A 21,392-nucleotide genomic window follows, 5' to 3' on the forward strand; every position below is an offset into this window, starting at 1 on the left:
TGATGGTTGGGCTTAGCGGTTGGCGGCGATGGAGGCCAGCTGCTGGGTCAAATAAGTTTGCGTGGACGTCAATTTGCTCAGCGTCACGTCCAGGCGCGAATACTGGGCGCGGTAGCGCGCCTCGATGGTATTGAGCTTGTCGGCAAAGCGCTGGCGCTGGTCGGCCACATCCTTGATGCTGTTATTGATGCCCGCGGTGCGGCCCGTGATGAGGCCGTCCGTGCCAAGGAAGGAGGCGGCCATGTTGTTCAGCTGGTAGGCATAGCCTTGCGAAAAGCTCACCGTGCCCCGGTCGCCCAGGCCACCGCCCGTCACTTCGACCTTCAGGCCGTCGGCCGGCGAACCGGGCGCGCCTGTCAGGGTCTGGCCCGAACCGATGACGGGCTGGCCGCCGATGGTGCCGGCCACGTCCGTGCCCTTGGTGGGGGTGATGCCGGCGCCGATCAGCGACTCGACGCCCGTACCGGTCACGCTGGCCACGGCCAGGTTGGAGACGGAACCATACCGGGCCGACGCTACCACCAGGCGGCCGCTGCCATCGATCGAAGCCGTCACCGATCCGCCGTTTTCACTGAAGGTCTTAACCCCGTTGATCGACGACTGGATCATGCCGGCCAGCTGGGCGGGCGTATAGTTACCGGCAGGAATGGTCACGGTGGCCGTATTCTTGGCCGCCGCAGGGTCCGTGTCGTTCAGCGTGACGCTCCAGGTGGTGTCGCTGGCGATCGTCGTCGATGCTGGCAAGGTCAGGGCGCCCTTCAGGGTGCCCTGGCTGGCCATGTTGGTGATGTTCAGCGCGTACGTGCCAGGCTTGGTGGCGGCCGTCGAACTGGTGAAGCTGACGTTGCTGTCCGTGGTTTTTCCCAGCGCGGAGAAGAGGCCGGCCACGTCCGAGAAGTTGGCGCTGATGGCCTTGTCCAGCACGGCCGAGTCCAGCACCAGGCTGCCGTCTTTCTGGAAGGTAATGCCGACCTGGTCCAGGGTCTTCAAGTTGCCGGCCAAGCCACTGATCGAGGTGCTCAGCTGCTTGCGCAGCTGGGACTGGATCGATTGCGTGGTCGAATCGCCCAGCATGACGCCGGCCTGCTTGGTTTCCGCATTGTAGGACGTCATCTTGGCGATCGACGCGTTCAAGTCGTTGTAAGCCTTGACAAAGGCGGTGACGCTGGTCTTCACCGTCGACGTATCCTTGGAAACGGACAAGGAGCTGCTGCCCACCTTCAGCACGTTCAGGGTGACGCCTTCGATGGCGCTGTCGATGCTGTTCGAAGTGTTCGTGATGGGAATGCCATTGACGCTGAGCATGGTGTTCTGCGCGGCGCTGTTCTGTTTCAGGTTTTGCGTGCCCGACGCGTCGTACGACAGCAAGTCGCTCAGCGCGCTGTCGGCTGGCTGGCCATCGCTGCCGCTGAGTGAAATCTTCATGCTTGAATTGGCGCCCGACTTTGCCGAGCTCAGCACCAGATGGTGGGGCTTGTCCGAACCATCGGAAACGATGCTGGCGGTCACGCCCAGACCCGCATTGTTGATGGCGTCGCGGATGCCTTGCAGCGAGTTGTTCGTGGAATCGATGACCACCGTGCCGGTCGCCTGCGTCGCATCCTGGGTAAAGCCGCTACCGATATAGGCGCCGCCCGTGCCGGCTGTCAGTCCGGCCGCGGCCGGATTGCTGCCGGCAACCGTGATGGGGCTGCCGTTGGTCGAACTGAGCGTGATGGAACTGGCGACGGTGACGTTGAAGCCCGTGTTGGTGGCCGTGGACGCATGGCCGATGCCGCCCTTGACGTCGCCCGTCACCACTTCCTCGATCTGGATGTTCGTGCCGTCGGCGCGCGTAAATTGCAAGGTGCCGTCGGCCGCCTTGCCGGTGACGGTGATATTGGCATCGGCCAGCGCATTCGAGATGGCGTTGGGGCCGGCCAGGGTGGTGTCGAGCGAGGCGCCAGTGATGCCGGCGCCGGCACCCACGCCATTGCCTTGCGTAACGATATTGATGCCGCCGACGGACAGCGCATAGGTGCCATCGGCACCGGTGGCAACATTGCCATAGCCGGCGAACAGGGTGGCGCTGCTGGCGGCCGGCTGTGCCGTGGCCGTCACGCCCGTGGTACTGCTCTTGGCATTGATGGCTTCGGCCAGCGCGCGCGCGCTCTTGATCGTGCTATCCGTGGGAATGGCCGTGCCATTCAGTGTCAGGGAACCGTTGCTGATGCCATTTTGCAAAGTCGCGCCGCTGAGCGCCGTGCCGTTCATGCCGAAGGTGCCGCCGGCAACTTTACCGAGCTGGAAGGAAATGGTCGTCTTGGCGCCCGAGCCGATGGTGGAAATCTTGCTGGCGTAGCCGGCCGAGGTCAAGGTTTGCGATTGCGCCAGCTGGCTGACATTGATATTGTAGTTGCCGGCCACGGCCTTGGCGCCGGCCGTGGCCGTAAATACCAGCGGGTCGCCAGGCATTGCCGAGACGGCGCGGAAATTGTTACTGTTGCTCAGGCCGGAGAGCGACGTCTGGAAGGCACCCACGGCGCCGCTCAGGGTGCCCAGCGCACTCAGCTTGGCCTGGTAGGAAGCGGTTTTCTTGTCATAGCCTGCCAGGGGCGCCGATTCGGCGGTCATCAGCTTTTCGATGATGGAGTTCACGTCCAGGATGCTGTTGCCGATGCCCGGAGAGGATAAGGTTGGTGCGATGGCCACTGTCTGCTCCTAGGAAAACACTAATATAAGCTGTTATCGGCAGAATTAATCAGGACTTGAGAGGGGCTTTTATGGCCCTGTTTCCTATTTGCGGAAAAGTCAGGCGGGAAATACGGAGGAATGTTGCATGAGTGGCATGATAAAAGGCAGGGCCAGACCGGAGGTTATCTGGCTGGCCCTGGCTCGCGCTTCCCTTGCTATGTTGCGATACTGCATTGGTTTTGCGCTTGCTGTCGGCATGGGCCTAGACGCTCTGGCTGATCAGCTGGCCTTTTGCCGAGGCAAATGACTTGGCGATTTCCAGCGCTTCCCGGGTGGGGATCTGGCGCAGGACTTCCTGCGTTTCCTGATCAATCACTTTGACCACGGTGCGCTGGCTGTCTTCGTCGATGGAAAATTGCAAACCCTGGGTTTTGACTTGTGGCGACTGGTTCAGTTCCGAAACGGCCTGGTCCAACTCTTCGCGGCTCGGTTCCTTGGCTTTGTTGGCCGTCGCGTCGATGCCGGTGTTCGCGCTGCGTGCCGTCTGCGGGCGTGCGATAGCCGCTTCCGCGGATGGATAGTTCTTGTCGATGCGCGCTGCGGAGGCGGCAGCTATGGTGTCGATAGTCATGTTGCTCCCCTAGTGAAAATTCCCCTGCCGAAGAAATCCGGCAGGGGAACCTGAGTCCAGCGATGTGGCGTTGCTAATCGAAGATTAGCCGCGCAGCAGGCTCAGCACGCCGTTTGGCAGCGAGTTCGCTTGTGCCAGCATGGCGGTACCAGCTTGTTGCAGGATCTGGCCACGGGTCAGGCTGGCCGTTTCTGCAGCAAAGTCGGTATCGACGATGCGGCTGCGCGAGGCGGACAGGTTTTCCGTCGTCGATTGCAGGTTGCTGATCGCCGAGGAGAAGCGCGATTGCAAAGCGCCGTACTGTGCGCGTTGGCTGTTGACCGTGGACAAGGCTGCATCCGTGATCTTCAGTGCCAGCTGAGCGCCATCAAAGGTCGTCACATCCAGGGTGGACACTGCTTTCAGGGTCGAGCCCTTGTTCACGCCTGCAGCTGCACCCGACAGGCCCAAGCCAGTTGCGGTTGTTTCGCTGACCGAGAAGCTGCTGTCGCCGTCGAAGGTGACGCGGCCGTTGGCAACTGCCGATGCCGTCGACGCTGCAACGGTTTGCGGCGAAGCCAGCTTGACACCTTTTTCATCATAGGTGCCCACGCTCAATACCGTATTGGTTTGCGTGTTGGTGATCTGGATGTCTGCGCCACTTGCGTTGCTCAGTTTGATGCCGCCTTGCGAAGCATCGTACTGGGCAGTCACGCCGGTTTTGGCCGTTTGCGCATTGATTGCGTTGATGCCAGCGGCGAAGTCGGCAGCTGTACCGGCAGTGCCAGTGACGGCGAACGATACGGTGACGGCGTCCGCTGCGGCTGAGTTATCCGAATTGATCTTGAAGGAATATGCTTCCACGCCCAACGTCAGGTTGGCGTCGGTACGCGCGTCAGCCGTTACGCCGGTATTGGCAGTCTTGGCATTCACGGCGGCAGCGATCGACTTGGCCGACGAAGTGGTTGCGGTGGCAACGGTTGCGGCGCCAAACTTGCCCGAAATTGCCAGGGCACCAGCGGCGGCTTTGCTGACCGTGCCAGCTTGGACTGCGGCATTTTCCACGCGGTTGTTACCGTAGGTGCTGGTCAGGAAGTTCGCGCCATTGGCCGAAATCAGTTGGTTGGCATCGGCGCCGACCTGGAAGTTGGCCGTACCCATCGTGCCGTCCAGCAAAGCCTGGCCGTTGAACGAGGTGGTGGTAGCGATACGGTTCAGTTCCGAATTCAGCTGGCCGACTTCAGTTTGCAGCGCTTGACGGTCGCTGGCCGAGTTGGTGGCGTTCGACGATTGCACGGCCAGTTGGCGGATGCGTTGCAGGATGTCGCCCGAGCTCGACAGTGCGCCCTCAGCCGTTTGCGCCAGCGATACGCCGTCGTTGGCGTTGCGGGTCGCTTGGGTCATGCCGTTGATTTGCGACGTCATGCGGTCGGAAATCGACAGGCCGGCGGCATCGTCTTTGGCGCTGTTAATACGCAGACCGGAGGACAGGCGTTGCAGCGAGGTGCTCAGGGCCGATTGCGAGGTCGACAGGTTGCGTTGCGAGTTCAGGGAAGCGATGTTGGTGTTAATTACTGCAGCCATTTTAATTCTCCAGACAGGTACTACATTGCGCTATGTGCTATTCACGTTGGTCTGCCTCTGTACTTTGAAGCAATCAAACCGTCGTTGTAATGTTTATCGGTGGCTGCCTGAAAAAGTTGATAGGGAAAAACATTCTTTATTTTATTTTTTTACCCTCATTTTTCCGTGCCGCGGCACGCTAGACGACAGGTGTGGGAAAAACTTGAGGGTGGAAAATTTTTTATTTTCAGTATGTGGGGCGGCTGCTTTACGTGCACAGGAGTGATGAGGGCCTTCATCATCATTCTGCAAAGCATCTATAAGCCCCCCCTTTCCCCTCATACTCCTCGTCTTGGCGCAAGGCGTAGCTGGTAATATTGTTACCAAATCGCACATTCCGCCTGCCGTGGCTGTCGTGGCAGCGCGATCTGGCCTAACTTCGAGCTTTTATGATAACGACTGATATGGACGCAAACAGCTCCGCCGCCGCGCCGCTGTCGCAAGAGGTAACACAGGCCATCAATGCGGCGCTGGACATGGCGCAGCAGCATTTGCGTGACAACGAGCTGGACATTGCCGCACAACTGTTCCTGGCGGTCCTCGAACTGGCGCCGCAGGAGCCATTTGCTAATCGACAACTTGGCTTGTTGTGGATGCGGGTTGGCGACGCTGCCGCTGCCGTGCCTTGCTTTGCTGTCGTACTCGCGGCGCAACCTGATCAATCCACGAGCTGGCTCGACTATATTGAAGCGTTGATCCTGTCTGGCCAGCATGAAACGGCACAGCAAATGCTGGCGCTGGGGCGCAAGCACGGGCTCGATAGCCTGGACGCGGACCGCTTGCAACAGGCATTGCTTTTGGGTATGAATGGCATACCCGATGGGGCAGCCATGCAACCGACGCCGGCAAGCACCCCGTCCGAGTCCGATCAACAGCCGAATGCCCACATGAATGTGCTATTCGATCAGCAACGCTATGCTGAGCTGGAACGTGAGGCGCGCGCGCTGACGCGCCGCAAGGCGAATGACGGCGTGGCCTGGAAGATGCTGGGACTGGCCTTGTTGATGCAGGGGCAGCTCCGCTCCGCGTTGCCGTGTATACAAAAGGCTATCCGGCTATTGCCGCGCGATGTGGAAGTGCAGAACAATATGGGGCTGGTTCTGCAGGAATTGGGGCGGCTCGGCCCGGCGGAGCTCAGCTATCGCCGGGCGATCACTATGATGCCCGAGTTTTTCAGTGCCCATAGTAACTTGCTGATGTTGCAAAGTTACAGCGCCACGAGCGCCACAGGTCGCCACCTGGCCGAAGCCAGGCGGTACGGCAAAGCGGTGGCGTCCAGTGCCAGCAAGCCTTTCGAAAGCTGGTCTTGCCGGCGCGATGCCGTGCGCTTGCGCATCGGCATCGTCTCGGGCGACCTGCGCAAGCATCCGGTCGGATATTTCCTGGAAAGCATGCTGGCATCGCTGAACACGCGGCGAGTCGAACTGATTGCCTATCCGACCGTGATCAAGGTGGATGACTTGACGGACCGCATCGCTCCGCATTTTTCCGCCTGGCGTCCCATTGTCAACAAGACAGACGAGGAGGCCGCGAAAATGATCGAAGCCGATGGCGTGCATGTCTTGCTCGACCTGTCTGGCCATACGGCCGATAACCGGTTGCCGCTGTTTGCCTGGCGGCCCGCTCCCGTGCAGACCACCTGGCTCGGCTATTTCGCCACCACGGGCGTGCAGCAGATGGATTATCTGCTGGGCGACCGCTTTGTCGCGCCGCTGGAAGAGAGCGGCGCTTTCACGGAAACGCTGTGGCATATGCCGGACAGCTATTTGTGCTTCACTCCGCCAGACTTTGATATTTCCGTCAGCCCCTTGCCCGCCCTGGAAAACGGCTTTGTCACGTTTGCCTGCTTCAATAAACTGAACAAGATGAATGATGGCGTGGTGGCCGTGTGGGCCAGGATCTTGCATGCCGTGCCCGGTTCCCAACTGTTTCTGAGAGCGCTGCAATTGGGTGACGCCGCCGTACGCAGCCGTACTATTGCCCGGTTTTCCAGTTGTGGCATTGGCGCCGACCGCCTGCGCCTGGAGGGCGCCTTGCCGCGCGACGAACTGCTGGCCGCCTACCAGCAAGCCGATATCGTGCTCGATCCCTTCCCGTATCCGGGAGGCACGACCAGCATGGAAGCACTATGGATGGGCTTGCCCATCGTCACGCGCTGCGGTAAAAGTTTCCTGTCGCATTTAGGGGAATCGGTACTGCACAATGCGGGCTTGCCGGACTGGGTCGCCGCGGACGACGAGGAATATGTGGCCATCGCGGCCCGGAAAGCCGGAGACCTGGCGCAGCTGGCGGCCCTGCGCGCCGGCTTGCGTGCCCAGGTACTGGCCTCGCCCCTGTACGATGCGCCCCGTTTTGCGCGCCATTTCGAAGACGCCATGTGGGGCATGTGGCAGGCGCGGATGGCTGTGATTGACAACGCAGGAGAACAATGATGGCCCGTACCACCCTGATTACCGGCGGCGCCGGCTTCCTCGGCTCGCACCTGTGCGACCGCATGATCGCCGATGGCCACGATGTGTTGTGTGTGGATAATTTCTACACGGGCAGCAAGGACAATATCCGCCACCTGCTGGGCCACAAGCGCTTCGAGCTGCTGCGCCACGACGTCTGGCTGCCGCTGTACGTGGAAGTGGACCGCATCTATAACCTGGCGTGCCCGGCCAGCCCCGTGCATTACCAGAATGACCCCACCTCGACCACCAAGACCTCGGTGCTGGGCGCCATCAACATGCTGGGCCTGGCCAAGCGCAAGCGCGCGCGCATCCTGCAGGCGTCCACCTCGGAAGTGTATGGCGACCCGCAAGTGCATCCGCAACGCGAGGATTACTGGGGCCACGTGAATCCGATCGGCCCGCGCGCCTGCTACGATGAGGGCAAGCGCTGCGCCGAAACCCTGTTCTTCGATTATCACCGCCAGTCGGCCGTGGATATCCGCGTCGTGCGCATCTTTAACACCTATGGCCCGCGCATGCATCCGAACGATGGCCGCGTGGTCAGCAACTTCATCGTGCAGGCGCTGCGCGGCGATCCGATCACCCTGTACGGCGATGGCCAGCAGACGCGCTCGTTCTGCTATGTCGACGACTTGATCGAAGGCATGGTGCGCATGATGAACCAGACGCAGGAAATCGGTCCCATGAACCTGGGCAATCCCGCCGAATTCACCATCCGCGAACTGGCCGAGCTGGTGCTGCGCCTGACGGAGTCGAAAAGCGAACTGGTCTTCCGTCCCTTGCCGGCCGACGATCCCGTGCGCCGTCAGCCCGACATCGCCAAGGCGCGCGCCGCCCTGGAATGGGAGCCGACGGTGAGCCTGCATGATGGTTTGAAAGAAACTATTGCCTATTTCAAGAAAGTGATCTTCGCATGAAACAGCAATTGCTCCCGGCAGTGTGCCCGGTCTGTGCCCACACGGTGGCGGCAGCGTTTTTCGACGGCGGCCAGCAAGCACTGGCCACCCTGGGCTGGCCGGCCAGTGCGGCCGAAGCGCAGGCAATGGCCGTGCAGCCGCACGATTTCGTGCAGTGCCCGCAGTGCTCCCACGTATGGAACCGCGCGTTTTCCTATGACGCCATTCCCTATCAAAACAATCCCAACCGCATGTTCAACAAGGGCGGCATCTGGAAAGGCCACCTGGCCGACACGCGCGACGTGCTGCTGGCCCAGTTGCCGGCTTCGCCCACGGTGATCGACATCGGTTGCGGCGAAGGCCATTTCGTGCGCGCGCTGGCCGACGCGCGCAGCGAGCAGGGGCGGTTCATCGGCTTTGATCCGAACGCCACGCCGGAAACGGGCCGTGGCGTGGAGTTTCACGCGCGCTATTTCCAGCCGCTGCAGGACGTGCCCGAATTCGCGCCCGATGCGCTGGTGATCCGCCATGTGCTGGAACACCTGACCGACCCCGCTTCGCTGGTCGAGCAGATGGCGTGGGCCGCTTCTCGCTCCGACAAACCAATCTGGCTGTTTGCCGAAGTGCCGTGCATCGACCGGGTCTTCGCCACGGGCCGCCTGGCCGATTTCTTTTATGAGCACATGTCGCACTTCACGACGGAATCGTTCCGTACCCTGATGCAGCGCGCAGGCGAGGTGGTGCAACTGGCGCATGGCTATGACGGCGAAGTCGTGTATGCGCTGGTGCGCCTGCAGATTCCGAAGGCGCTGCGCGACCAGGCGCGCCACAGCAATGCGTTTGCCGTTGCCGCCCAGCGCAGCCGCAAGACCATTGCCGCCCAGCTTGACACCCTGGCCACGGGCGGCCAGCGCGTGGCCATCTGGGGCGGTACGGGCAAGGCCGCCGCCTTCATGCATCAGTTCGGCGCCGATGCGCAGCGCTTCCCGCTGGTGGTCGATTCCGATCCCGACAAGGCCGGCACCTTCGTGCCGGGCCTGGGCCAGGAAATCGTCTACCGCGACGTGCTGAAAACAGCGCCCGTCGACGTGGTCATCATCCCCACGCAATGGCGCGCGCGCGATATCGCGGCGGAAATGGCGCGCGAGGGCCTTATCGCCAAGTCCATCCTGATCGAGCACGAGGGTGGCTTGATCGATTTCTTTGCCGACGAGCATCCTTACCGCTGATGCTCCCCGCCAGGTGCCCAACTGGCGCCGGAATGCAGAAATGCCGCTCGATGAGCGGCATTTCTATTGGCGCGTACCGTTTGAAGTGGCTCAGTCCGCCACCACCACCCGATTCTTGCCCGTCTGCTTGGCCTGGTACATGGCGCGGTCGGCGCGCTTGACCAGCTCGGCCTGGTCTTCGTTGGGCAGGCGCAGGGCCACGCCGGCGGAAAAGGTGATCAAGACCTTTTCGTTGTCGTGCAGGAAGAAATGCCGGGTCAGCTCGCGCTGCAGGCGCGTCATCGTCGATGACGCCGCCTCGACCGTCGTTTCCGGCAGCAGGATGAGGAATTCCTCGCCGCCGAAGCGGGCGATGACGTCCATCGAGCGCAGCGTTTCCTTGACGATCTTCACCAGGTGTTTCAGCGCCGCATCGCCAGCCAGGTGGCCATAGGTATCGTTCAGGCGCTTGAAATCGTCCAGGTCCAGCATGGCGATGCACAGCGGCGTGCCGCGGCGGTCGGAGCGGGCCGTCTCGCGCTCGAACACGTCGTCCAGGCCACGGCGGTTCAGGCTGCCCGTCAGCTGGTCTTCCCGCACCAGTTCGCTCATATGCTGGAGCTTCGCTTCCAGCGTGTGGATGCGCTGTTCCGCATCCTGCACTTCCTGGCGCGCCAGCACCATCTTGTCGCGTGCGCGCAAGGCTTCGTTCTGCACCATGCGCGTTTCGCGCAAGACTTCGTCGAGAACGCTGTTCAGTTCGCTGATATTTTCCGCCTGGCTGATCTTTTCCGAATAGCCGCCGATCTTTTCATGGAAGTCTCCCGTGCTGGCCGCCACTTGCCCCAGGCGGTCGATGAAGGTCATCATCATGTTCTTGACCGTCAGCTTGACGTCGGACAGGCTGTGCTTGAGCTGGCCTTGCTTGTAGATGACTTCCTTCAGGCTGCGCGTTGCGTCTTCCAGCGCGCGCTGGTCGAGCGGGCCGGCGATCAGGTTTTGCACGGCATCGACCTGGCCGCGCAGCCAGCTGTCGTCGTCGAGCAACTGGCTGACGTTATCGAGCAGCAACTTGAACAGGCGCAGCAGCAATTCCTGCTGTTCGGCCGTGTCGCCGCTTTTCAATTCGATCTGGTAGCACAGCTGTTTCAGGCGCAGGGCCGCTTCGTTCAGCGCTTCTTCCGTGTGGGCCAGCTTGATGGCCGCGCCCAGCGATTCGGCCTCTTCCACCAGCGCGGGCGTGCCCGTCAGCAAGGTGGCGACGGCAAAGCCCAGGGTGCGGCTGAGCAATTCGCGCAGGGTGCGCGTTTGTTCGCCGTCCGGCAGGGGCGGCAATTCGATGCCGCCGCCTTTCTTGACCTGTTTTTCCGCCAGTTGTGCCAGGGTGCGCGCATAGCTGTCCCAGTCGCGCGCTTTCAGGGCGCGCTGGAAGCGCCGGCCAAAGTCGCCCAGTTCGCCCGCCGATTCGCTCATCTTGGCGGCAAACTGCGTCAGGACGTTTTCCGCGCCGCTTTCCGCGCCTTTTTCTACATTGGCGCTGGCGGCCAGCACGGCGGCGGGCGCGCCGGGCGTCTCCGCCGGTTCGCTGATGCCGGCGATTTCATTGTAGATATCGCGGTAGGCGCTCGGCGTGGGGGCGATGCGGCGCGTGGCCAGGCGGCGAAACGCTTCGCGGGCGATATCGGCCGGGTTCATCGCCGCAGCGGCGGCAGTACTCGTGGCGCCAGCGGGAGCGCTTGCTGGTGAAGATGGCAATTTACTGGACATGTAGGCACAGCCTTTTTAGATATTTCTCATTATCCTCATGATATGCGAGTTGGCAAAGAACTTATTGTGCGAGAAGCAAGGAGAAGTCCTGTCAATTCGCCCGATGCCAGCATGCATGCCGCTTTGCCGTCAATCCACCAGCTGGTTGCGGATGGCGTAATGTGTCAGTTCGGCACTGTTCTTGAGCTTCATCTTGACCAGCAGGCGGGCGCGGTATTCGCTGACGGTTTTCACGGACAATTTCAGTTCTTCGGCGATGGCGCCCACGGCCTTGCCAGAGGCGATCATGACCAGGGTCTGGTATTCGCGGTCCGACAGGGTGTCGTGCAAGGCCGTTTCGTGGTCTTCGCCCACCGTGTTGGCCAGCTCCTGCGCCAGCGAGGCGCTGATGTATTTCAAGCCCTGCGCCACCTGGCGGATGGCCGTGACCAGTTCGCGCGGCGCGCTCTGTTTCGTCAGGTAGCCGGCCGCGCCCGCCTTGAGCGAACGGATGGCGTACTGGTCCTCGCGGTGCATGGAAAGCATCAGCACGGCCAGTTCCGGCTTTTCCTTCTTGATCTGCTTGAGCACCTCGATGCCGCTGCGGTCGGGCAGTGAGATGTCGAGCAGCAACACCTGGCATTTCGAGCCGCGGAACAGTTTGATGGCGTCGTGGCCATTTTCGGCCTCGCCGGCCACGATGATGTCCTTCGTATCGGCGAGGATTTGTTTCAAGCCCTCGCGCACGATCGCGTGATCGTCGGCGATGAATACCCGGATGGTGGCTTTTTCTTTCATGACTGCGTTGTTTCCTATCTAATTCACCCACTGGCCGCTTCTGGTGGCGGCCCGCTGTGCGCGGGCGCACTGGCTGCAGCCGCTATTATCGCCTCTCGCGGCGTGGTCAGCCGGATTTTTATGCTCAGGATGGTGCCGCCGTCCGGCCCGTCCATCAGGCTCAGGGTGCCGCCCAGCGCGCTGGCGCGTTCGGCCATGCCGCGGATGCCGAACGATTGCGGCTTGGCGCGATCGGACAGGCGCATGCCGACGCCGTTGTCGGCGATGGTCAGGCGCAGATGCTGGCGCTGCCTGGCCAGGCGCACGCTGACCTTGCTCGCCTGCGCATGCTTGGCGATATTCGTCAGCGCCTCCTGGGCGATGCGGAACAGGCTGGTCGCCTGATCCAGCTCCAGTTCGATGTGCTGGCGGTTCGACATGAACTGGCATTCGATGCCGGCCTGGCGCGCGAATTCCTTCACTTGCCAATCCAGCGCGGCGACCAGGCCCAGGTCCAGCATGGAGGGGCGCAAGTCCAGCGAAATGCGGTGCACGGCGTCGATGCTGCGGTCGACCAGGGCATCGACATAGTCGGCCTTTTCCTGCAGCAGCGGGTCGTCCGGCGGCAGGCGGCGTGCCAGCATGGCCAGCGCCATCTTGATCGCCGTCAAATTGCCGCCCAGGTCATCGTGCAGTTCGCGCGCCAGGCGCGTGCGTTCGTGTTCCTTGACCTTGTCGATGTGCGCAGTCAGTTCGGCCAGGCGGGCGCGCGACTGGCGCACCTCGATCTGTTCCAGCCGGCTTTCCGTGATATTCGTCATGATGCCTTCCCACTGCACCGTGCCGTCGGCCAGCGCGCGCGGCGTGGAGCGCAGGTTGATCCATTTGACGTCTTTCCAGGCATCGATCCAGATGCGGCCTTCCCAGTTCCAGCTCCACAAGGCGTTTTTTGAGGCCTGCATCGATTCCAGATACGAGGCGCGGTCGTCGGCCAGGATCAATTGATAGAACAGTTCCGGACGCGCGTGCAGCTGTGCCGGCCCCAGGCCCAACAGGGCCTGGCAGCCGTCGCTCAGGTAGGCAAAGGATGCCCGTCCATCCGCATGCAGGCAGAACTGGTACACGAGGCCAGGCGTATTCGAGACGATGGCGTTGAAGCGCGACTGCACCTGCGCCAGGGCGGCCGCCGTCGCCTGCGGCGTGTGCAAGTCTTCGCCCTCGGCCAGCAGCAGGGCGCGCCCCTGGCGGCTGGCGCGCGACAGTTGCAGGCTGAGCGAGTACAGGCTGCCATCGCGGCGGCGCTGCTGTACATGCAGCCGGGCTTGCGCGCCGATGCTGTCGTCCAGGGCCGCCAGCACGGCGGCCAAGTGCTGCGCGTCCAGCTGCGGCGCCAGCGTGAACGGCGTCATCGCCAGCAATTCCTGGCGCGTGTACTGCAAGTTGTCGCAGGCGGCGTCGTTGGCATCGAGCAATTGCAAGCTGGCAGAGTCGTACAGGTAGATTTCCGGCGCCGCCGCGCGCATGGCGGGGGCCAGCTGGAGAGTGTCGTGCATGGAGTCGTCTTTCTTCATCAGCGGCGGGCGCGCCAGAAGGCGGCGAAGCGGCGCAGCACTCTGGCTGGGCGGGAATTATGCCGGCCTGGCGTGCCCTTGCGCAAGCGTTGCCACCAAGCACGGCGGGCGCGGCCCAGCGCGGCCGACAGGCGGCTGATCCTGCGCCATGGACGCGTGGCGCGCAGGCGGGCGATCCAGCGGTCCTTGGTTTCCATGAACAGGCCATGCCAGCGCGCAAACCACGGCAAGGTCAGCAAAGTGGGGCGCGTCAGGCTGTACAGGCGGGCCACGGCGGCCGCGCCGCCCAGCTTGGCGATGACGATCACGCCGATGCCGGAAAATGCATGGCCGCGCGCGATCGCCAGCAGGGCCAGCAGCTTGACGGGAAACAGCAGTACGGCCGGCAGCACGAAGATGGCCAGCGCCCAGTACGGCGGCAGGCGCCTGATCCACGCTTCCAGTGCATGCAGGGGCGGAAATTGCGCCACCACCTGCATGATGCGCGCGCCCGTCGCCCACAGCCATTCCTCGATCAGCAGGAAGATGGCGGCCAGGTAGACCAGCGGCGCGAACAGCCAGCGCCTGACTCTGTAGAATTTTTTCATCCGTCTCCGTGTGCGGCGCAGGTTTGCCGCGATTGCCACGATGATACGTCAAAAAAGCCCGTCTGCCCCCGCATCCCGTGTGCCTGCGGGTCTCTGGCGGGGCTACAATAGGCAGATGAATAAAGCCTTTGTAAAAGAATCCGACAACGACGACGATGAAGAAGCGGCCGCGCTGGCGCTGGCCATTCCCGCCGGTGCCAAGAACTACATCACGCCGGCCGGTTACCAGCGCATCAAGGATGAGCTGCTGCAGCTGATCGACGTCGACCGTCCTGAAGTCGTGCGCATCGTCCATTGGGCGGCGTCGAATGGCGACCGTTCGGAAAATGGCGACTATATCTACGGCAAGCGGCGCCTGCGCGAAATCGACCGCCGCATCCGCTTCCTGACCAAGCGCATGGACCTGGCCGCCATCGTCGACCCCAGCGTGCACCATGGCAACGACCAGGTGTTTTTCGGCGCCACGGTAACTTACCGCACCAGCGACGGCGAAACGCACACGATCACCATCGTCGGCATCGATGAATTCGACCCCCTGAACGGCAAGATCAGCTGGGTCTCGCCCATGGCCCGCACCATTACCAAGGCGCGCGAAGGCGACGTGATCACCCTCACCACGCCGCTGGGCGAGCAGGAACTGGAGTTGCTGGAAGTGACGTATCCGGCGCCGGGGGAGGGGTAGTTTGCGTTGACGCAGGACGGGTAAGGCGCGCGCAGGCACAATGGATATCTAGCTGGTATCAGGAGTTGCCATGTCCCGCCGCCTTCGGCTCGTCTTGCCCGGTGTTCCGCTGCATGTGGTACAGCGTGGAGTGAATCGCCAGGCATGCTTTCTTGATGGGCAGGATAAGCAGCGTTATCTTGAGTATCTGCGCAGTTGTTTGGCCCTTGCGCCATGCCATCTGCATGCTTATGTGATCATGAGTAATCATGTGCATCTCTTGCTTTCCACGCAAAGCACAGCCTCCCTGTCGTTGCTGATGAAAATGCTGAATCAGCGTTATGGGCAGTATTTCAACTGGCGTCATGGTCGCACTGGCAGCTTGTGGGAAGGTCGCTACAAATCTTGCCTGGTGCAGGGTGAGCGTTATTTATTGATTTGCCAGCGTTATATCGAGCTCAATCCCGTCAGGGCCGGTATCGTGGCATTGCCTGGGCAATATTGCTGGTCCAGCTATCGGAGTAATGCGCAGGGCATGCATGATGATCTGCTGTCCCCGCATTCCTTGTATTTGATGCTTGGAAGTGATGCATTTGAGCGGCAGAAAACATACCAATCGTTATTTCAGGATGAGTTAGGCGAGTGTTGCATCGGACAATTGCGAGAAGCAGTCAATGCTGAATTTGCGGTAGGGGATCAGGTATTTTTACGGCGAGTTGCGGAAATGAGTCGGCAGCCCGCAGCGGAGACCCGGGGTCAGACCCGGCGGGTCTGACCCCAGCTTTTTGCTGCGAGAATCAGTTGCGCTCGCGCAATATCCTATTGACCCCGGCGACGCGGCGCACATTGCGCAGCAGGGCGGCCAGGTGGACCCTGTCCTTGACTTGCACGGTGAAGCGCAGCTGGTCGAGGACGTTGTCCTTGTCTTCGTCCATGCCGACATAGATGATGTTGGCGTCGGACTCGCCGATTTCTGCGGCCACGCGGGCGAGGATGCCCCGTTCGCTGTTGATCAGCACCTTGATGCGGCAGTCGAAGCGACGGTTCAGTTCGGTTCCCCAGCGCACGGCGATCCAGCGGTCCGGTTCCTTGGCGCGCTGGCGCTTCGCTTGCGAGCAGTCGCTGGTGTGTACCAGCAGCCCCTGGTCGCGGCGCAGCTGGCCGATGATCTGGTCGCCCGGGATCGGCAGGCAGCATGGCGCCAGCTGTACCGAAACGCCTTCGCTGCCGCAGATGGTGACGGGGTCGAGTTCGCTGCCGCTATTGTGTTCCACCGGCATGCTGGCAGCTTCGCCGCCGATCAGGCCGAAGATATGGCGCGCCACCAGGGTGGCCATGCGCTTGCCGATGCCGATGTCCGCGTACAGCTCGTCCATGGAATTGGCGCTCGATTCGTTGAGCAGGCGTTCGATCAATGGCGCCGGCAGGTCGGCGTCGATGTTCAGGGTGTGCAGCGCCTGCGACAGCAATTGCTGACCCAGGGCGATCGATTCAGGCAGGTTGATCGTGCGCAAATGGTGGCGGATGGCCGAACGGGCCTTGCCTGTACGCACGAATGACAGCCAGGTCGGGCTGGGGCGCGACGAGGAATCGGTGATGATCTCGACAATGTCGCCATTGTGCAGCTCGGTGCGCAGGGGCGAGGTTTCGTTGTTGATCTTGACGGCCACGGTCTGGTCGCCGATGCCCGTATGGATCGAGTAGGCGAAGTCGATGGCCGTGGCGCCGCGCGGCAGGGCGATGATCTTCGACTTCGGCGTAAATACGTAGACGGAATCGGGGAACAGGTCGACCTTGACGTGTTCGAGGAATTCGGCCGAGTCGCCCGTCTGCTGCTGGATGTCGAGCAAGGATTGCAGCCACGCATGGGTGCGCTGCTGCAGATCGGACGGGTTCGATTCGCCGCTCTTGTACAGCCAATGCGCCGCTACGCCGGATTCGGCCGTGCGGTGCATTTCCTGGGTGCGGATCTGGAATTCGACGGGCGTGCCGTAGGGGCCGATGACGGTCGTGTGCAGCGACTGGTAGCCGTTCAGCTTGCGGATCGCGATGTAATCCTTGAACTTGCCCGGCATGGGCTTGTACAGGCTGTGCAGGGTGCCCAGGGTCACGTAACAGTCGGCAAAGCTGCCGACCACCACGCGGAAGCCGTATACGTCCAGCACTTGCGAGAACGACAAATGCTTGCTGCGCATCTTCTTATAGATGTCGTACAGGGTCTTTTCGCGGCCCGTGACGTCGGCTTCGAGCTCGGCCATGGACAAGGTGCTTTTCACCGCTTCCATGATCTTGTTGACCACTTCGCGCCGGTTGCCGCGCGCCGCCTTGACGGCTTTCGCCAAGGTGCGGTAGCGCATCGGGTACAGGTGCGAGAACGACAGGTCCTGCAGCTCGTGGTAGATATTGTTCAGGCCGAGGCGATGCGCGATCGGCACGTACACTTCCATGGTCTCGCTGGCGATGCGGCGCTTTTTTGCCGCCGTCATGAAATCCAGCGTGCGCATATTGTGCAGGCGGTCGGCCAGCTTGATGAGGATCACGCGCACGTCGGACGCCATGGCCAGCAGCATCTTGCGGAAGTTTTCCGCCTGCGCTTCGATCTGGCTCTGGAATTCGATCTTTTCCAGCTTCGACAGGCCGTCGACCAGGTGCGCCACGGGTGCGCCGAAGCGCTCGATCAATTCATCCTTCTTGACGTCCTGGTCTTCCATCACGTCATGCAGCAGGGCGGCCATGATGGCTTGCGCGTCGAGCTTCCAGTCGGCGCAGATTTCGGCGACGGCGATCGGATGCGAGATATACGGCTCGCCCGAGCGACGCATCTGGCCCAGGTGCATTTCGTCGGAGAAGCGGTAGGCTTCCTTGACTTTTTTCAGGTCGGCAGGGGGAAGGTATTCGGCCAGCTTGTCGGCCAGGTGGCTGACGGAGGCCACGCCCAAGGCGGGCGCTGGCGGTGCAGCGGGGGTGTTGCTGCCGGACGTGCCGGTGCCGGGCGCGGAAGCGCCCTGCGATTTTGCCGCCTGGCGCGAGGCCAGGGACGGCAGTGCTGCGGAAGTCGTGTCGGCTGGGGTCAGACTCATAAAACGTCGCGTTGCTTCACAGTGTGAATAAAGGATACGGTAGAACCAGGGGTCAGCACTGTTCCGGCACGCGGCTTCCCACTACATCGGGACCTTTTTCAGCATTTCGATGCCGACTTTACCGGCAGCGATTTCACGCAGTGCGACAACGGTAGGCTTGTCCTTGGCTTCCACCTTTGGGGTGTGGCCTTGCAACAACTGACGTGCGCGATAAGTCGCAGCCAGGGTCAGCTGAAAACGGTTAGGGATCTGCTTCAGGCAATCTTCGATTGTGATACGGGCCATAGTAACTCCTAAATTTTATGCGTGGTGCGGGGCGCTGTGTGAACTGGCGTGCAGACTAATTACTCTGCGTGCAGGCCCAGCTGGGCGAATAGCGATGCGTTGCGGGCCGCTTGTTGCGCAAACCGGCAACGGGCCGCTCTCACGATCGCGCTCAGTTCGGACAAAGCGACCGTAAACTCTTCATTGATAATAACATACTCGAACTCGGGAGCGTGTGCGATTTCGCCGCCAGCCGCCAGCAGGCGGCGCGTGATCACGTGCGGCTCGTCCTGGCCGCGCTTGTTCAAGCGTTCTTCCAGCGCATCGATCGATGGCGGCAGGATGAAAATGCCGGCCGCGCGGGGGAATTGCTTGCGCACCTGGCGCGCGCCTTGCCAGTCGATTTCCAGCAGGATGTCGGTGCCGGCGGCCATTTGCTGTTCCACCATGATGCGCGAGGTGCCGTAGTAATTGCCATGGACTTCCGCCCATTCCAGGAATTCGCCCTGGTCGGCACGCGCGACAAAGTCTTCCGCCGTCGTGAAATAGTACTCGCGGCCGTGCTGCTCGCCCGGACGGGGCGCGCGCGTGGTGGTCGAGATCGACAATTTGATGCCGGGCTCTTGCGCCAGCAATGCATTGACCAGTGTCGATTTGCCGGCGCCCGATGGCGCGGCGACCACGAACAGGCTGCCGGAGAAGGCGGTAGGGTGGCTCATGCGGATCTTTCCATATGCGTGTGATGGCGGCGTTTGCGCTTGCACGGGCGCCGCCCAATCCGGTATTTTACCAAGAGGCAAGGCGGCGAGCCAGCCCCCGCTGGCGACATGGTAAAAAATCAAGCTGGCCGGGGCGTTTCAGCGTGGCAGCCGTCCCAGCGTGATTTCGCCCGTGTTCAGGACGATGGCCCGGCCATTCACATCTGTACAGTCGCGGTTGCTGATGCGCACGACCGTGCTGTCGACCGACACTTCCGCGCCCAGGCTGCTGCGCGAGCAGATGCGGTAGGAGGCGGCATCGGCGCCCGTGTAGATGGATGCGCCGCGCTCCTTGAGGGCAAAACAGCCGGCCGTGCAGCTTTCGATCGCATATGGCGACGGCAACTGCGCCGTTTGCGCCTGCGCTCCGGCCGCCAGCAGCGCCAGCAAGGCGGCGAATGTCCCTGTGCGTGGCGTGGCCATGGCTTACTCCAGGTTCTGCACTTGTTCGCGCATCTGCTCGATCAGCAGCTTCAAGTCCATCGAGGCGTCGGCCAGCTCCTTGACGGACGCCTTGGCGCCCAGCGTATTGGCTTCGCGATTGAGTTCCTGCATCATGAAGTCGAGGCGCTTGCCTACTTGCCCGCCCTTGGTGAGGATGTGGCGCGTTTCGCCCAGGTGCGCCGACAGGCGTGCCAGTTCTTCCGACACGTCGATGCGGATGCCGTACAGGATGACTTCCTGGCGGATGCGTTCCATGGCGTCCTGGCGCGACAGGGCCGAATTCGAGCCCTGGCTGGCCAGGCCCAGCGCATCCTGCATGCGTTCGATGGCTTTTTGCTGGAAGGCCGCCACCACTTGCGGTATCAATGGCGTGATGCGCTTGACGATGGCTTCCATCGCTTCGATGCGCGACACCAGCACCGCTTCGAGCGCCGCGCCTTCGCGCTTGCGGCTGTCGACGAAGGCCGCCACGGTGCGCTTGGTCAGCGCACCCACGTCCGCCTGCAAGGATTCCTGCCCCACTTGCGCTTCTTCGATGATGCCAGGCCAGCGCAACAGTTCGGCCACCGTCATGACGGGGGCGGAGACAAAATGCTGGCCTACTTCGTTTTGCAGGCGCGCCAGTTCGGCCAGCAGGGGCAGGTTCAGGGCCTGCGTGCCTGCCGTCGCGGCCTTGCGGCCAAAGCTCAGGCGTACCTCGACTTTGCCGCGCGTGATGGCGGACATGACAGCGGCGCGCAAGTCTGGCTCCAGGGCCCGCAGATCGTCGTTGATCCGGAATTGCAGGTCGAGAAAGCGCGAGTTGACGCTCTTGATTTCAATTGTCAGTGTGCCTGCAGCACCTTCGCTGGTGGCAACCGCGTAGCCTGTCATGCTTGAAATGCTCAAAGGATTCCCCGATTTGATCTTGTATACAGTCACTTATACACTTAATCAGCCAGCGCAGGCAATACCGCCCGCGCCGCAAAACAGGACCGAAGAGCACGATGGCCTGAAAATTGCTGAATAGTGTGCGTTTTACGGCATTGTAAAGAAAATTGTGTTTGGCGGGGCAGGATTGTAGGGATCATGTGTGCGCCGCCTGCCATTGCGTCTTGCGCTGTTGCATGACTGCAAATAGACGGGCGCGCGGTGGTAAAATCGCTGCCGCAACCCCAATCACACAGGACATCCCATGACATTTGAATCCCGCCCGAGCGGCCGCGCCGTCGACGCGCTGCGCGCCATCCGCATCACCCGCCAGTACACCAAGCATGCCGAAGGCTCGGTGCTGATCGAGTGCGGCGACACCAAGGTCATCTGCACCGCCAGCATCGAAGACAAGGTGCCGGGTTTCCTGAAAGGCAAGGGCCAGGGCTGGTTGACGGCCGAGTACGGCATGCTGCCACGCTCGACGCACACGCGCATGGACCGCGAAGCGGCGCGCGGCAAGCAGTCCGGCCGCACGCAGGAAATCCAGCGCCTGATCGGCCGCTCGCTGCGCGCCGCCTTCGATTTGCAGGCGTTCGGCGAACGCACCCTGCACCTCGATTGCGACGTCATCCAGGCCGATGGCGGCACCCGCACGGCCTCGATCACGGGCGCCATGGTGGCCGCGTATGACGCGTTTTCCCAGTTGCAGGCACGCGGCGCGATTGCCGCCATTCCCGTGAAAAGCTTTGTGGCCGCCATCTCGGTCGGCGTCTACCAGGGCATGCCGGTGCTGGACCTGGACTACGTGGAAGACTCGGGCTGCGACACGGACATGAACGTGGTCATGACGGAAGCGGGCCACTTCATCGAAGTGCAGGGCACGGCCGAAGGCGCCGCGTTTGACCGCGCCGGCATGAACCGCCTGCTGGACCTGGCGCAGGGCGGCATCGCCGACCTGATCGCCCTGCAGAAGCAGGCATTGGGGATCTGATCTTTACATAGATTTACATCCGCTGGCCCGCCGCGCCGGGCAAAAAGCCCACGGCTGCCGCTTTTTGCGGCAGCGGCAGGCCAGGGTGAGGGGAGCGCAAAAGGTTTACAATGTCGGCACTTCAACCGGACTACTGAC

18 protein-coding genes are annotated in these 21,392 nt (G+C 62.0%); 6 read left to right on the plus strand and 12 right to left on the minus strand.

Translation table 11 applies throughout. The features are described from left to right. Nucleotides 1-12 precede the first annotated feature (12 nt). The 3 genes from fliD to BLT98_RS13835 form a co-directional block, all read right to left on the minus strand. Complete coding sequence (gene fliD / locus BLT98_RS13825) at nucleotides 13-2,691, minus strand: flagellar filament capping protein FliD (RefSeq protein WP_244517480.1); 2,679 nt, start codon at nucleotides 2,689-2,691, stop codon at nucleotides 13-15. Between the two features lie 244 nt (nucleotides 2,692-2,935). After that, nucleotides 2,936-3,304, minus strand: a complete 369-nt coding sequence (locus BLT98_RS13830; protein ID WP_070281290.1) for a flagellar protein FlaG — start codon at nucleotides 3,302-3,304, stop codon at nucleotides 2,936-2,938. Between the two features lie 84 nt (nucleotides 3,305-3,388). Then, nucleotides 3,389-4,867 (minus strand): flagellin N-terminal helical domain-containing protein, encoded by a 1,479-nt coding sequence (locus BLT98_RS13835; protein ID WP_092608519.1) that lies wholly within the window; start codon nucleotides 4,865-4,867, stop codon nucleotides 3,389-3,391. A 443-nt stretch (nucleotides 4,868-5,310) separates the two neighbouring features. Between BLT98_RS13835 and BLT98_RS13840 the strand changes: the two genes are divergently transcribed. Genes BLT98_RS13840 through BLT98_RS13850 form a run of 3 tightly spaced genes read left to right on the plus strand, consistent with a single transcriptional unit; the run spans nucleotide 5,311 to nucleotide 9,484 of the window. Next, on the plus strand, nucleotides 5,311-7,338 hold the full coding sequence (locus tag BLT98_RS13840; protein WP_170846375.1) for an O-linked N-acetylglucosamine transferase, SPINDLY family protein: 2,028 nt from the start codon (nucleotides 5,311-5,313) through the stop codon (nucleotides 7,336-7,338). After that, nucleotides 7,335-8,276, plus strand: coding sequence for a UDP-glucuronic acid decarboxylase family protein (locus BLT98_RS13845; protein ID WP_046685913.1), 942 nt, complete (start codon nucleotides 7,335-7,337; stop codon nucleotides 8,274-8,276). The genes BLT98_RS13840 and BLT98_RS13845 overlap by 4 nt, the downstream gene beginning before the upstream one ends. Continuing rightward, nucleotides 8,273-9,484 (plus strand): class I SAM-dependent methyltransferase, encoded by a 1,212-nt coding sequence (locus BLT98_RS13850; RefSeq protein ID WP_092608525.1) that lies wholly within the window; start codon nucleotides 8,273-8,275, stop codon nucleotides 9,482-9,484. Before BLT98_RS13845 ends, BLT98_RS13850 begins: the two co-directional genes overlap by 4 nt. Before the next feature lie 90 nt (nucleotides 9,485-9,574). Here BLT98_RS13850 and BLT98_RS13855 read toward each other — a convergent pair whose 3' ends face one another. The 4 genes from BLT98_RS13855 to BLT98_RS13870 form a co-directional block, all read right to left on the minus strand. After that, nucleotides 9,575-11,158, minus strand: coding sequence for a GGDEF domain-containing protein (locus BLT98_RS13855; protein ID WP_092608528.1), 1,584 nt, complete (start codon nucleotides 11,156-11,158; stop codon nucleotides 9,575-9,577). 201 nt (nucleotides 11,159-11,359) lie between these two features. Then, nucleotides 11,360-12,007 carry a response regulator gene (locus BLT98_RS13860; protein WP_034753998.1) on the minus strand — a complete coding sequence of 216 codons (648 nt, stop codon included), beginning with the start codon at nucleotides 12,005-12,007 and terminating at the stop codon, nucleotides 11,360-11,362. A 23-nt stretch (nucleotides 12,008-12,030) separates the two neighbouring features. Then, nucleotides 12,031-13,539, minus strand: a complete 1,509-nt coding sequence (locus tag BLT98_RS13865; protein ID WP_225317401.1) for a sensor histidine kinase — start codon at nucleotides 13,537-13,539, stop codon at nucleotides 12,031-12,033. Between the two features lie 17 nt (nucleotides 13,540-13,556). After that, nucleotides 13,557-14,144 (minus strand): membrane protein, encoded by a 588-nt coding sequence (locus BLT98_RS13870; RefSeq protein ID WP_034787082.1) that lies wholly within the window; start codon nucleotides 14,142-14,144, stop codon nucleotides 13,557-13,559. Nucleotides 14,145-14,259: 115 nt separating this feature from the next. On the opposite strand from BLT98_RS13870, the gene greB reads away from it, so the two are divergent. Next, nucleotides 14,260-14,826, plus strand: coding sequence for a transcription elongation factor GreB (gene greB, locus BLT98_RS13875; RefSeq protein WP_092608531.1), 567 nt, complete (start codon nucleotides 14,260-14,262; stop codon nucleotides 14,824-14,826). Between the two features lie 70 nt (nucleotides 14,827-14,896). Beyond that, nucleotides 14,897-15,580, plus strand: a complete 684-nt coding sequence (locus BLT98_RS13880) for a transposase (protein WP_092608534.1) — start codon at nucleotides 14,897-14,899, stop codon at nucleotides 15,578-15,580. Between the two features lie 22 nt (nucleotides 15,581-15,602). On the opposite strand, the gene BLT98_RS13885 is transcribed toward BLT98_RS13880, so the two are convergent. The 5 genes from BLT98_RS13885 to BLT98_RS13905 all read right to left on the minus strand — a co-directional run bounded on the left by BLT98_RS13885 (nucleotide 15,603) and on the right by BLT98_RS13905 (nucleotide 20,224). Next, the gene (locus BLT98_RS13885; RefSeq protein WP_092608538.1) at nucleotides 15,603-17,885 is read right to left on the minus strand and encodes a RelA/SpoT family protein; all 2,283 of its coding nucleotides are present in this window, start codon (nucleotides 17,883-17,885) and stop codon (nucleotides 15,603-15,605) included. 81 nt (nucleotides 17,886-17,966) lie between these two features. Then, nucleotides 17,967-18,170 (minus strand): DNA-directed RNA polymerase subunit omega, encoded by a 204-nt coding sequence (gene rpoZ / locus BLT98_RS13890; RefSeq protein WP_010400723.1) that lies wholly within the window; start codon nucleotides 18,168-18,170, stop codon nucleotides 17,967-17,969. A gap of 59 nt (nucleotides 18,171-18,229) precedes the next feature. Then, on the minus strand, nucleotides 18,230-18,868 hold the full coding sequence (gene gmk, locus BLT98_RS13895) for a guanylate kinase (RefSeq protein WP_080753685.1): 639 nt from the start codon (nucleotides 18,866-18,868) through the stop codon (nucleotides 18,230-18,232). A 138-nt stretch (nucleotides 18,869-19,006) separates the two neighbouring features. Then, nucleotides 19,007-19,330: a hypothetical protein gene (locus BLT98_RS13900; RefSeq protein ID WP_092608542.1), complete on the minus strand. Its 324-nt coding sequence runs from the start codon at nucleotides 19,328-19,330 to the stop codon at nucleotides 19,007-19,009. A gap of 3 nt (nucleotides 19,331-19,333) precedes the next feature. Continuing rightward, nucleotides 19,334-20,224 (minus strand): YicC/YloC family endoribonuclease, encoded by an 891-nt coding sequence (locus tag BLT98_RS13905; RefSeq protein ID WP_034787070.1) that lies wholly within the window; start codon nucleotides 20,222-20,224, stop codon nucleotides 19,334-19,336. Nucleotides 20,225-20,525: 301 nt separating this feature from the next. Here BLT98_RS13905 and rph point away from each other — a divergent pair, with 301 nt between their 5' ends. Then, nucleotides 20,526-21,254 (plus strand): ribonuclease PH, encoded by a 729-nt coding sequence (rph, locus tag BLT98_RS13910; protein WP_034787067.1) that lies wholly within the window; start codon nucleotides 20,526-20,528, stop codon nucleotides 21,252-21,254. The last annotated feature ends 138 nt before the right edge of the window (nucleotides 21,255-21,392 follow it).

The organism is Janthinobacterium sp. YR213, assembly GCF_900099875.1.
Classification (GTDB): Bacteria; Pseudomonadota; Gammaproteobacteria; order Burkholderiales; family Burkholderiaceae_D; genus Janthinobacterium; species Janthinobacterium lividum.